The 14338-nt window shown below is 75.5% G+C and carries 2 protein-coding genes (1 of these 2 only partly in view); both read left to right on the top strand.

Annotated features, from left to right (window positions below; genetic code table 11):
- A protein-coding gene (locus CHR28_RS09680) for a non-ribosomal peptide synthetase (RefSeq protein ID WP_094053105.1) crosses the window boundary here: on the top strand, window positions 1–7115 show its 3' portion. Its footprint begins 15943 nt before the window's first position; the window shows 7115 of its 23058 coding nt (coding positions 15944–23058); the start codon falls outside the window, past its left edge; the stop codon is at window positions 7113–7115.
- Entirely contained in the window at window positions 7112–14338 is a 7227-nt protein-coding gene (locus tag CHR28_RS09675) for an amino acid adenylation domain-containing protein (protein ID WP_179272367.1), read from the top strand. Before CHR28_RS09680 ends, CHR28_RS09675 begins: the two co-directional genes overlap by 4 nt.

Below are 14338 nucleotides of genomic sequence, written 5' to 3'. Positions count from 1 at the left end.
TGTTCCTCGGTGACCTACGCGACCTGCGGACCCTGCGCCTGCTGCACACCGCGGCCCAACTGCGCCGCGCCACCCCCTCCGCCGACATCACCGCCGTACGCCGCGCGGTGGAGCAGGCGGTGCAGCTGGAGAAGGAACTGCTCCTCGACCCCGCGTTCTTCACCGCGCTCGCCGACCGGCGTGACGACATCGCCGGCGTCGACCTCCAGGTCAAGCGCGGCGGCTATGTCAACGAGCTGAGCCGCTACCGCTACGACGTCGTACTGCACAAGCGGCCCGTCACCGGGCTGCGGCGGCTGACCGCGGCCCCCGAACTGCGGTGGGGCGACGACATCACCGCGACGGAGGCCCTCGAACGGCACCTCACCGGCCACCGCGCGCCCGCGCTGCGGGTCACCGGCGTGCCGGACGAACGGGTCGCCGACGAGGCCGCGGCCCTGCGCGCCCTCGACGAGGGACGCCCCCTGCCCGAACTGCTCGAACTGCTCGGGCCCGCCGAGCGGTCGGCGGTCGCGGGTCTCGGCCCGGACGACTTCTGCGCACTGGGCGAACGAACCGGATACCGGGTCGCCGTCACCCGGTCCGGTGGCGACGCCGAGCGCCTCGACGTGCTCTTCGTGGACCCGGCCGCCACCGCGCTCGACGGCGTCCACCGCCCGGACTCGGCCGCCACCGCGCTCGACGGCGTCCACCGCCCGGACCCGGCGGCCGCGGCATCCCCGGCGGCCCTGGCCAACGACCCCGCCGCGGCCCGGCGGCGCGGCGAACTGGTCGCCTCCCTCACCACGTCGCTGCGGGAGCAACTGCCCGCGTACCTGCTCCCGTCCGCCGTGGTGGTCCTCGACGCGCTTCCCCTCACCGCCCACGGCAAGCTCGACCGGGCGGCGCTCCCCGCGCCGTATCTCGGCTCCCCGGCGGGCTCCCGGCGGCCCGCGACCCACCGGGAACAAGTGCTGTGCGACCTGTTCGCACAGACCCTGGGCGTGGCGGCGGTCGGCGTCGACGACGACTTCTTCGCCCTCGGCGGGCACTCGCTGCTGGCCACCCGGCTGATCAGCCGCATCCGCGCCACCCTCGGTGTCGAACTCGCCGTCCGCACCGTGTTCGAGGCACCCACGGTCGCCGGGATCGCCGAGCGGCTCAGCGACCCGGACGCACACCCCGACCAGGTGCGGCCGGCCCTGCGGCCGATGCCCAGGCCCGAGGTGCTGCCGCTGTCGTTCGCGCAGCAACGCCTGTGGTTCCTGCACCACCTCGAAGGACCCAACGCGACGTACAACATGCCGGTCGCCCTGCGGCTGCGGGGCACGGTGGACGAGCAGGCGCTGCGCGCCGCGCTGGCCGACGTCGCGGCGCGCCACGAGAGCCTGCGCACCGTGTACCCGGCGACGGACGGCGTGCCCCGCCAGCTCGTCCTCGGCGCGGCCGACGCCCGCCCCGAACTGATCGTCCGGCACCTCGACGGGACCGGGGCGGAGGCGGCCGTACGCGAGGCGGCGCGCTACCCCTTCGACCTCGCGGCCGACCTGCCGCTGCGGGCGGAACTGCTCACTCTGGGCGAGCGGGAGCACGTCCTGGTCGTCCTCGTGCACCACATCGCCGGCGACGGATGGTCGATGGCCCCGCTCTCCCGGGACCTCGCCACCGCCTACGCCGCGCGGATCCGGGGCGAGGCACCGGCCTGGGCGCCGCTGCCCGTCCAGTACGCGGACCACACGCTCTGGCAGCGTGCCCTGCTCGGCGACGAGGACGACCCGGACAGCCTGTTCGCCCGGCAGGTGGCGTACTGGACCGAGACCCTGGCCGGCCTGCCCGAGCAGCTGGACGTCCCCGCGGACCGGCCCCGCCCCGCCGTGTCCACCTACCGCGGCGAGATGCTCGGCTTCGACCTCGGACCCGACCTGCACCGCCGCCTGGCACACCTCGCCCGGGCCCACGAAGTCAGCCTCCACATGGTGCTGCACGCCGGCCTCGCCGCGCTGCTGACCAGGCTCGGCGCCGGCACGGACCTGCCGATCGGCAGCGGGACCGCCGGGCGGCGCGACGAGGCGCTCGACGACGCGATCGGCCTCTTCGTCAACACGCTGGTGCTGCGCACGGACACCTCGGGCGACCCGTCGTTCGGCGAACTGCTGCGCCGCGTACGGGAGACCGCGCTGACGGCCTACTCCCACCAGGACGTGCCCTTCGAGCACCTGGTGGAGGTGCTGAACCCGGTCCGCTCCCCGAACCGCCACCCGCTGTTCCAGGTGGCCCTGGTGCTGCAGAACACCCCGGCGGCCGGCCTCACCCTGCCCGGCGTGGACGTCACGCCCGAGCCGGCCGGTTCCGGCACCTCACGGTTCGACCTGTTCTTCAGCGTCACCGAACGGCCCGCGCCCCAGACAGCTCCGGCCGGTTCCTTCGGCGGGGTGCGCGCGACCGTGGAGTACAGCACCGACCTGTTCGACCGGGCCACCGTCGAGGCGATGGCCGCCCGCTGGATCCGGCTGCTGGAGGCGGTCACCGCCGACCCGGCACGGCCCATCGGCCACGCCGACCTCCTCGCGCCCGACGAGCGGACCCGGCTGCTGGGCGCGTCCGACGACCCGGTCGCCCCGGCCTGCCTGCCGGTGCTGTTCGAGGCACAGGCCGCCCGGACCCCGGACGCCCCGGCCGTCGTCGCCGACAACCTCACCCTGTCCTACGCCGAACTGAACGCCCGCGCCAACCGCCTGGCCCACCTGCTGATCTCGCGTGGCGTCGGACCCGAGCAGACCGTCGCGCTGGCCTTCCCCCGCTCCGCCGACCTCATCGTGGCGGTCCTCGCCACCCTCAAGGCCGGGGCGGCCTACCTCCCGCTGGACATCGGCTATCCGGCCGAGCGCCTCGCGTTCATGCTCGGCGACGCCCGCCCGTCGCTCCTGTTGAGGGGCGGCATCGGCGACGCCGAGGTACCCGGAGCCGACGGCCTGCCCCGGCTGGACCTCGACACCGAGCGGCAGTCCACGGCGGAGCCGCACGCCCGGGCGGACAGCAACCCGGGCGACGCCGACCGGGTGGCGCCGCTGACACCGGCCGGCCCGGCCTACGTCCTGTACACGTCCGGCTCCACCGGCCGGCCCAAGGGCGTCGTCGTCACCCACGCCGGTGCGGCCGGCCTCGTGGCGAGCCAGACCAGGGCCTTCGACGCCGGGCCGGGCAGCCGGGTGCTGCAGTTCGCCTCGCCGAGCTTCGACGCGGCGTTCTGGGAGCTGTGCATGGCCCTGCTGACCGGAGCGGCCCTGGTCGTCGCACCGGGCGAGCGGCTGCTGCCCGGACCGGACCTCGCCGCGCTGATCGCCGAGCACCGCGTGACCCATCTGACCGTGCCGCCGGTCGCCCTCGGGGTCATGACACCCGATCAGCTCCCGACGGTGACCACCCTCGTGGTCGCCGGCGAGGCCTGCCCGCCGGAGACCGTCGAGGCCTGGAGCAGCGGCCGGCGGATGGTCAACGCCTACGGGCCGACCGAGTCGACCGTCTGCGGCACGATGAGCCGGCCGCTGTCCGGCGGGGGCGGCGTCCCGCCCATCGGGACCCCGATCCTCGGCACCCGCGCCTACGTGCTCGACGCCGGGCTGCGTCCCGTGCCGCCGGGCGTCGTGGGCGAGCTGTACCTGGCCGGGGCGGGCCTGGCCCGCGGCTACCTGGGACGGCCGGGCCTGACCGCCGAACGCTTCCTGCCCTGTCCCTTCGCGGAGCCGGGAGCGCGCATGTACCGCACCGGGGACCTCGCCCGCTGGAACGCCGACGGCGACCTGGAGTTCGCCGGGCGCGCCGACCAGCAGGTCAAGGTCCGGGGCCACCGCATCGAACTCGGCGAGGTGGAGTCGGCGATGACCGCCCACCCCGGCGTGGGGCAGGCCGTCGCGGCGGCCCGCCGCGACGGGCCCGGCGGCACCCGCCTCGTCGGGTACGTCGTACCGGTCGCGGAGACGGACGAGGCAGCCGTCACGACCACCGCAGGCGCGCCGGACGGGCCGGAGCGGGTGCTGGGCGCATGGCGCGAGCTGTACGACACCCTGTACGCGTCGCAACCCGCCCCGTTCGGCGAGGACTTCACCGGCTGGAACAGCAGCTACGACGGACAGCCCATCCCGGAGGCCGAGATGCGGCAGTGGCGGGACGCCACCGTCACGCGCATCCGTGAACTCCGGCCCGGACGCGTCCTGGAGATCGGTGTCGGACGCGGCCTGATCCTCTCCCGGCTCGCCGGGGAGTGCGAGGCGTACTGGGGCACCGACCTGTCCGCGGCGGTGATCGAGTCCCTGACGGCCCAGGTCGCCGCGACACCGGCACTCACCGGCAAGGTGGTGCTGCGGGCCCAGCCGGCCGACGACACCACCGGGCTGCCCGAGGGCTTCTTCGACACCGTCGTCCTCAACTCGGTGGCCCAGTACTTCCCGGACGCCGCCTACCTGACCGAGGTGATCGGCAAGGCGCTGCGCCTGCTGGCACCGGGCGGCGCCCTGTTCCTCGGCGACCTGCGCAACCTGCGGCTGCTGCCCACGTTCCGGGCGGCCACCGGAAACACCGCGCAGGAACGGGAGTTGCTCGTCGACCCGGACTTCTTCCCGGCCCTGGCCGGCCTGCTGCCGGAGGTGGCCGCCGTCGACGTCCGCCTCAAGCGCGGCCACCACCACAACGAACTGTCCCGCTACCGCTACGACGCCGTCCTGCACCGGGCGCCGCTGGCGGCACCGCCCCGGCCCTTCGGCGACGCGCCCGTGGTGCGCTGGGCGGAACTGCCCGGGGGAGTGGAGTCACTCGCCGCGCTGCTGGAGGCCGACCGGCCGGACTGGCTGCGGGTCACCCACATTCCCAACGCCCGGCTGGCGGGCGAGACGACCGCGCTCCCGGTGGCCGCGGTGGACCCGGAGGCCCTGTGCGCGCTGGGTGAACGGCTCGGCCTGTGGGTCGCCGTCACCTGGTCGGGCACGGCCGGAGCCGACTGCTTCGACGCGCTGTTCGCCGCCGGGGACACCACGGGCGCGGTCACCGGTGGCTATGTGCCGACGCTCTCCGGGGCGACGGACCGGGCCTCGCTGCGGGACTTCACCAACGACCCCGCGGCGGCGACCGCGGCACCGGCGGACCTGGGCACCTCGGTGCGGGCCCTGCTCCGGGAGCGACTGCCGGAGTACCTGGTCCCCTCCGTCGTCGTGACGCTCGACGCGTTGCCGCTCACCCCGAACGGGAAGGTCGACCGCAAGGCGCTGCCCGCACCGGAGTCCTCCGGCGCCCCGGCGGGCCGCGCGCCCGCCACCGCACACGAACGCCTGCTGTGCGACGTCTTCGCCGACGTCCTCGGTCTCCCGGCCGTCGGAGTCGACGACGACTTCTTCGACATCGGCGGCGACAGCATCGTCTCCATCCAGGTGGTCAGCAAGGCCCGCGCCGCGGGGGTCGCGATCGCGCCCCAGGACGTGTTCCTGCACCGGACCGTGGCGGAACTGGCCGCGCACGCCGGAACGCTCGGCGGGGAGCCGGCCGAGACCGAGACGCCGCGGGCGGGCATCGGCACGGTGCCCCTCACCCCCGCCCTCCACGCGCTGCGCGAGCGGGACGCCGATCCCGGCACCCGCTACGAGGCGATGACCGTGGAGCTCCCGGCCGGTCTCGACGCGGAACGACTGGAAGCGGCCCTCCAGGCCGTCCTCGACCATCACGACATGCTGCGCGCGCACCTGACCCGGCTGCCCGGCGCGGCAGCGCGGCCGGGCCCGGACGAGTGGCTGCTGGAGGTGACGCCGCCCGGCACGGTCCGGGCCGCCGACCGGCTCCACCGCGTCACGGCCACGCCGAGCGAGGACCTGACCGGCGTGGAGGACCTGACCGGCGTGGAGGAGCGGGCGGCGTCGGCCCGCCTCGCCCCGGAGTCCGGGGTGATGCTCCAGGCGGTCTGGTTCGACGCGGGGCCGGACCACCCGGGGCGGCTGCTGCTGGTGCTGCACCGGATGGTCACGGACCCCGAGTCCTGGCGGATCCTGCTGGACGACGTCGCCACCGCCTGCGCGGCGACCGCCGGGGGCCGGCGGCCCGAACTCCCCCCGGTCGGCACGTCGTTCCGGCGATGGGCCCAGCACCAGCGCGCCCGGGCCCAGGACACGCGACGGACCGAGGAACTACCGCGCTGGACCTCGATCCTGACCGAGCCGGGCCAGCCGGAACAGCCGGGCCAGCCGGAACAGCCGGGCCAGCCGGGCCAGCCGGGCCAGCCGGGCCAGCCGGGCCAGCCGGAACAGCCGGACCAGCCGGAACAGATGGAGACGCCGGCCGGGGCCGGCACGCTGACCCTCGCCCTGTCCGCCGAGCGCACCGAGGCGCTCCTCACCACCGTCCCGGCCGCCTTCCACGCCGACCCCGAGGACGTGCTGCTGACGGCGTTCGCGCTGGCGGTTGCCGACTGGCGGCGCCGCTGTGGCCCGGACGACCCGATCGGCACGGACGACACCCCGGGCATCAAGGGCGACTCCGTGCTGACCGACGTACGGCGCCCCGGCCGGGCCGCCGGCACCGAAGGCGTCGACCTCACCCGCACGGTGGGCTGCTTCACGGCCGCGCACCCGGTCCGCCTCGACCTGTCCGGCGTGGACTGGAACGACCTGTGGAGCGGCGGGCACGCCGCCGGGACGGCGCTCAAGCGCGTCAAGGAAGAACTGCGGTCCCTGCCGGACGGCGGCCTGGGCTACGGCCTGCTGCGCCACCTCAACGCCGAGACCGCCCCCGTGCTCGGCGCCCGGCCCGCATCACGGGCCGCGTTCCACTACCTCGGCCGGCTGCCACAGCTCCCCTCCGGCACCTGGCCCGGTGAGCCCGGCACACCGCCGGAGTACGGCGTCGAGGTCAGAGCGGCCGCCGTCGAGCATCCCGACGGACCACGGCTCACCGCCACCTGGTGCCGGCCGCTCGGCCCCTCCACGGACGCCGAACTGCGGGACCTGGCCGACACCTGGGCGCGCGCACTGGACGCGCTCGCCGCCCACGCCACCCGGCCCGACGCCGGTGGCCGCACCCCGTCCGACGTACCGCTGGTCCGGCTGAGCCAGGACAAGCTCGAACGGCTCGAAGCCGCATGGAGGAGGAAGCGATGACGCAGTCGGATCCGCGGGCCGAGCTGGAGGACATCCTGCCGCTGGCGCCACTGCAGGAAGGGCTGCTGTTCCACGCCCTCTACGACGAGGCGGCCCTCGACCTCTACACCCTTCAGATGGCCTTCGACCTGGAAGGCGCCCTCGACGCCGAGGCGCTGCGCGCCGCCGCCCGCGCCCTGCTGCGGCGCCACGCCAGCCTGCGGGCCGGCTTCTGGCACGAGGACCTCGACGAGCCGGTGCAGATCGTCCCGCGCGAAGTGGCACTGCCCTGGCAGGACGTCGACCTCACCACGGCGGCCCCGGCAGGACGCGAGGCGGAGGCGGAGCGCTTCGCGGAGGCGGACCGGCTGCGCCGCTTCGACCCGGCCCGCCCGCCCCTGCTGCGGTTCACGCTCCTGCGGCTCGGGCCCAAGCGCCACCGCTTCCTGCTGACCGCCCACCACCTGGTGCTGGACGGCTGGTCCGTGCAACTGCTGCTGGACGAGCTGTTCCGCCTCTACGCGCGAGGAGGCCGGGAGGACGGCATGCCCCCGGCGGCCCCGTACCGCGACTACCTGGCCTGGCTGGCCGGCCAGGACCGGGCGGCCGCCGAGGACGTCTGGCGCGACGTGCTGAAGGGCGTCGACGAACCGACCCGGGTCGCCCCGTCCGACCCGTCCCGCACCCCGGGCCTGCCCGGCCAGGTCCTGCGCGACCTGCCGGACGGTCTCGCCGACGCGCTCGACGGACTCGCACGCCGCGAGGGCCTGACGCTCAGCACGGTGTTCCTGGGCGCCTGGGCGATCGTGCTCGGCCAGCTCACCGGCCGGGACGACGTCGTCTTCGGCACCACCGTGTCCGGGCGCCCGCCCCAGGTGCCCGGAGCCGAGAAGATGATCGGCCTGTTCGCCAACACGCTGCCCGTCCGCGTCCGGCTCGACCCGGCCGAACCGCTGACCGGGATGCTGGCCCGCCTGCAGCACGACCAGACCCGTCTGATGGCGTGCCAGCACATCGGTCTGGCCGGCATCCAGCGCACCCTGGACTCCGGAGAACTCTTCGACACGGCCACCGTGTTCGAGAACCTGCCGGCCGGGGAGAGCGGCACGGCCGCCGCCGCACGGGGCAGCGGACTGCGGGTCACCGCGAGCCGGAGCCACGGCGTCACCCACTACCCCCTCAACTTCATGGTGATGCCCGGCAGGCCGCTGCGGCTGCGCCTGGACCACCAGGACGACCTGTTCGACCGCGGCACCGCCGAGGCGATCATGGGCCGGGTGGTCAGGGTGCTGCAGACCGCGGTCGCGGACCCGGGACGGAGGATCGGCGCCCTGGAGATCCTGACGCCGGACGAGCGGGCCCGGGTGCTGGTGGAGTGGAACGGCACGCCGGCCGAACCGCCGTCGACCCTCGTGCCCGAGGCGTTCGCGGCCCAGGCCGCGCGCACGCCGGACGCGCCGGCCGTGTCCGACGGCCGCACGCGGTGGACGTTCGCGGAGCTGGACGCCCGGGCGCACCGGCTCGCGCTGCGCCTGGCCGCGCACGGCGTCGGGCCCGACACCCTGGTCGGGCTCTGTGTGCGCCGGTCGGCCGACATGATCGCGGCCGTGCTGGCCGTGTGGAAGGCCGGCGGGGTGTGCGTGCCGCTCGACCCGGGCTACCCCGCGCAGCGGCTGGCGCTCATGCTCGCCGACGCGGCCGTGCCCGTCGTCGTGACCGAACGGGCCCTGACCGGAGTCCTGCCGGTGAGCCGGGCCGACCTGGTCCTGCTGGACGCGGACGACCTGCCGGGCCCCGGCCCGCTGCCGCCGGGCGAGGACGACACGCCGAACCCCGGCTCCCTCCCGGGCACCGGGCTGCCGGCGGTACGCGGGGACAACGCCGCGTACGTCGTCTACACGTCCGGGTCGACGGGCGTGCCGAAGGGCGTCGTCGTGACGCACCAAGGGCTGGCCAACCTGTTCGCCAGCCACCGCGACCAGGTGTTCGCGCCTGCCGCGGACAGGGTCGCCGCCACGGAAGGACGCCGGCTGCGGGTGGCGCACACCGCCTCGCTGTCGTTCGACGCCGCCATGGGACAGCTCCTCGGCCTCGTCGCCGGCCACGAACTGCACCTCGTGGACGACGACACCCGCCGCGACGCCGTCGCCCTCCTGGACCACGTACGCGAGCACGGCATCGACTACCTCGGCATCACACCGTCGCTGCTGCGCGAACTGGTCGCGCTCGGGCTCCTGGACGGCCCCGGCCACCGGCCGGGCGTGATCCTGCTGGGCGCCGAGGCCACCGGGGCGGCGCTGTGGGAGACGCTGCGCGCGTACCCGGACACCGAGGTGCACAACTACTACGCGCCGAGCGAGTGCACGGTGGACGCGGTCGGAGCCCGGGTGCGCGACAGCGACCGTCCGGTGATCGGCCGGCCGGTGCACGCCATGCGCGCCTACGTGCTCGACGCACGGCTGCGCCCGGTGCCGCCCGGCGTCGTCGGAGAGGTCCACCTGGCGGGCGCCCAGCTCGCCCGCGGCTATCTGAACCGGCCCGGCCTGACCGCGCAGCGGTTCGTCGCCGATCCGTTCGGCGCGCCGGGCGCCCGCATGTACCGGACCGGCGACCTGGCCCGCTGGACGGCCGATGGGCTGCTGGAGTTCGCCGGGCGGGCGGACGAGCAGGTGAAACTGCGCGGATACCGCATCGAGCTCGGCGAGGTCGAGGCGGCGCTCGCCCGGCACGCCACGGTCGCGCACGCGGTCGCCGCGGTCCGCGAGGACCGGCCCGGCGACCAGCGCCTGACGGCCTACGTGGTGCCCGCGCCCGGCACCACCGTGCACCCGGGCGAACTGCGGGAGCACATCGCCGCGACACTGCCCGAGTTCATGGTGCCGGCCGCCGTCGTCGTCCTCGACGCGCTGCCCCTCACCCCCAGCGGCAAGCTGGCCCGCCGCGAACTCCCGGCCCCGCGGCCCGGCCTGCACGGGGCCGCGGGCCGGGAGCCGCGCAGCCAGACGGAGGAGATCCTGTGCGGTCTGTTCGCCGAGACACTCGGGGTCGCGCGCGCCGGGATCGACGACGACTTCTTCGCCCTGGGCGGGCACTCGCTGCTCGCCACCCGGCTGATCTCCCGCGTCCGCGCCGCGCTCGGCGCCGACCTCGCCGTACGGGACGTGTTCGAGGCCCCGACGGTCGCCGGGCTCGCGGCCCGGCTCGACGCACCCCGCGAGGGCACCCGGCGACGGCCGCCCCTGCGGCCCGCACGGGAACGGCCGGACGAGATGCCGCTGTCGTTCGCCCAGCAGCGCCTGTGGTTCCTGCACCGGCTGGACGGCCCGTCGGCCACCTACAACATGCCGTTCGCGCTGCGCCTGACCGGGGACCTCGACGTCCCGGCGCTGCGCAGCGCCCTGGACGACGTGGTCGCCCGGCACGAGACCCTGCGCACGGTCTACCCGGACACCGGGGGCACACCACGCCAGCACGTCCTCGACCCGGCCGAAGCGGCGGTCGACCTGCCCGTCCGGCCGGTGGACGAGGCCGAGCTGGCCGCGGCGATCGCCGCCGAAGCGGCCCACCCGTTCGACCTCACGGCCGAACCACCGCTGCACGCCGTCCTGTTCGACCTGGGCCCGGGCGAACACGTCCTGCTGCTCGTGCTCCACCACATCGCCGGCGACGGCTGGTCCAACCGCCCCTTCGCCCGGGACCTGTCCGCGGCCTACTCCGCCCGGCGCACGGGCCGGGCCCCGTCCTGGGCGCCGTTGGCCGTCCAGTACGCCGACTACACCCTGTGGCAACGGCGGTTCCTCGGCGCGTCCGACGACCCGGACAGCGTGCTCTCCCGCCAAGTCGATTATTGGCGCGAGGCGTTGGACGGGCTGCCGACCGAACTGGAGCTGCGGCGGGACCGGCCCCGGCCCGAGGCGCCCGGCCACCGCGGCGACACGGTGCCGCTGCGTCTGTCACCGGACGTCCACGCCCGGCTCGTCCGACTGGCCCGGGAGGGCAACGCGAGTCTGTTCATGGCCGTCCACGCGGTCCTCGCGGCCCTGCTCACCCGGGAGGGCGCGGGCACCGACATCCCGATCGGCACACCGATCGCGGGACGCACCGAGGAAACCCTCGACGACCTCGTCGGATGCTTCGTCAACACACTGGTGCTGCGCACCGGCACCGGTGGCGACCCCAGCTTCACCGACCTGCTCGGCCGCGCCCGGGAGACCGGACTGGCCGCGCACGCCCACCAGGACGTGCCCTTCGAGCACCTGGTCGAGGTGCTCAAGCCGGACCGTTCCGCGGCCCGGCACCCGTTGTTCCAGGTGATGCTGACCCTCCAGCACGCCGAGGACCTCGCGGTGGACCTGGACGGCCTGCGCCACCGGCCCCTGGAGGTGTCGTCGCGGTCGGCCAAGTTCGACCTGCTGTTCCGGCTCGCCGAGCGGCACACCGAAGACGGCCTGCCCGGCGGCCTGGAGGGCGGCGTCGAGTACAGCACGGAGCTGTTCGACCGGCGGACCGTGGAGGACCTGGTGAGCAGGTTCGAACGGCTGCTGGACGCCGTGACCGCCGACCCCGACGAGCCGATCCGGAGGCTCGACACCCTCGCCCCCGAGGAACGCGAACGCGTCCTGCGGACGTGGAACGACACCGCGACGCCCCTGTCCCCGCTGACCCTGACCGAGATGTTCGAGGCGCAGGCGGCCCGCACACCCGACGCGCCCGCCCTGGTCGCGGCCGGCGTCACCCTCTCCTACGCCGAGCTCGACGCGTGGGCCGGCCGGCTCGCCCGCGCCCTGACGGCACGCGGTGCCGGACCCGAACGGATCGTCGCCGTCGCCCTGCCCCGCTCGGCCGAACTGGCCGTGGCCCTGCTGGCGATCCTCAAGTCCGGGGCCGCCTACCTGCCCTTCGACCCCGACGACCCGGCCGAGCGGATCCACGCCGTCCTCGACGACGCCCGGCCGGTCTGCGTCCTCGACGACCCCGTCCAGGTCCGCGACCTCGGTCAGGTCCGCGACCCCGGCGCCCGGCCGGACGAGGGCCCCGGCGACCGGCCGGATGAGGACCCGGGCGACACCGTCCGCACCACGCCGCCGACGTCGTCGCACGCCGCGTACGTGCTCTACACCTCCGGCTCCACCGGCACGCCCAAGGGCGTGGTCGTCCCGCACGCCGCCGTCGTCAACCGGCTGCTCGGCCTCCAGGCCGAGTACGGGCTGGAGCCGTCCGACGCGGTGCTGTACAAGGCGCCCGCGGCGTTCGACGCGTCCGTGTGGGAGTTCTTCTGGCCCCTGACCACCGGCGCCCGGGTCGTGGTCGCCGACCCCGGCGGGCAGCGGGACCCGGCCTACCTGGCCGCCACGATCCGCCGGCACGCGGTGACGACCGTGCACTTCGTGCCGTCGATGCTGCGGGTCTTCCTCGACGAACCGGCCGTGGCCCGCTGCACCGGCCTGCGCCGCATCCTGACCGGCGGCGAGCCGCTCCCGGCGGACCTGCGCGACCGTGCCCTCGGCGTGGTGCACAGCCTCGGCGCGGCCCTGCACCACCTGTACGGGCCGACGGAGACCGCCATCCACGCGACCTCCTGGACATGCGCGCCCGAGCCGGCCACCGGCCCGGACCCGGACCGGCGCCCGGCCCCGATCGGACGGCCCGTCACCAACATGCGGGTCTACGTGCTGGACGCGGGCCTCGGCCCGGTGCCGCCGGGCACGGTGGGCGAGGTCTACCTGGCCGGCGCCCAGCTCGCCCGCGGCTATCTGAACCGGCGCGGCCTCACGGCCGAGCGGTTCGTCGCCTGCCCCTTCGGCGCGCCGGGCGAGCGGATGTACCGGACCGGGGACCTCGCCCAGTGGACCGCGGACGGGGTGCTGCGCTTCGCCGGCCGCGTCGACGACCAGGTGAAACTGCGCGGGTTCCGCATCGAGCTCGGCGAGGTCGAGGCCGTACTGACCCGGCACGGGACGGTCGCCCGGGCCGCGGCGGCGGTGCGCGAGGACCAGCCGGGACAGCGGCGGCTGGTGGCCTACGTGGTCCCAGCGCCGGGCGCCGAGCCGCGTGCGAGCGAGCTGCGGGCCCACGCCGCCGCCGCACTGCCGGAGTTCATGGTGCCGGCCCAGGTGGTCGTGGTGGCCACCCTGCCGCTGACGGCCAGCGGCAAGCTGGACCGGCGGGCCCTGCCGCAGCCCGGCCCGCGTCCCGTGACGTCCACGCGTCCGGCGCGCACGCCCGAGGAGGAGATCCTCCGCGGTCTGTTCGCCGACGCCCTCGGCCTGGCCGGAGCGGGCATCGACGACGACTTCTTCGCCCTGGGCGGAGACTCCCTGGCGGCGATCCGGCTGGTGAGCCGCGTCCGGGACACCATGGGCCTGGACCTGTCGGTCCGGGACCTCTTCGCCGCGCCCACGGTCAGCCGCCTGCTGGAGCGGCTGCGCCTCGGCGTCCGGGGCGACGCCTTCGACGTGCTCCTCCCGCTGCGCACCACCGGCACGCTCCCGCCGCTGTTCTGCGTCCACCCCGCAGGCGGCCTCAGCTGGTGCTACACCGGGCTGCTGCGGCTGCTGGGACCGGACCGTCCCGTGTACGGGCTCCAGTCCCGCGGTCTGGCGCGCCCCGAGGAGCACCCGCGGTCGATGGAGGAACTGGTCACCGACTACGTGGCGCAGATCCGGTCGGTGCGGCCCAGGGGCCCGTATCACCTGCTGGGCTGGTCGTTCGGCGGACTCGCGGCCCACGCCGTCGCCGTCCGCCTCCAGTCCGAGGGCGAGGAGGTGGCCCCGCTCGCCCTGCTCGACTCCTACCCCCGCGATCCCGCCGCCCCGGTCGCCCCGGTGTCCGAGCAGGACGTGCTCGCCACCCTGCTCGACTTCGCCGGACACGCCGAGGAGGCCGCGGGCGACGGCGAACCCCTGCGGATCGCCGACGTCATGGAGATCCTGCGCAGCGGCGGCGGGCACCTGGCGGACATCGAGGAGAGCCGCGTCGAGGCCCTGACCGAGGTCTTCACCGCCAACACCAGAATCGCGGCGGCGCACGCGCCCGGCCGCTTCGACGGTGACGTCCTGCACTTCACGGCCACGGCCGGACGTCCGCCCGGGCTGCCCACGGCGGCCCTGTGGGAGCCCGCCGTCACCGGGCGCGTCGAGCGCCACGCCGTGGAGTGCACCCACCGGGAGATGTGCCGTCCCGAGCCACTGGCCCGGGTCGGACGCGTGCTGGCCGAGCGGCTGGACGCACACCCCACCACCTGA

The sequence above is a fragment of the Streptomyces sp. XY006 genome, from assembly GCF_002237655.1.
GTDB classification, from domain to species: Bacteria; Actinomycetota; Actinomycetes; order Streptomycetales; family Streptomycetaceae; genus Streptomyces; species Streptomyces levis.
This window is presented reverse-complemented; position numbering and strand designations above follow the sequence as displayed.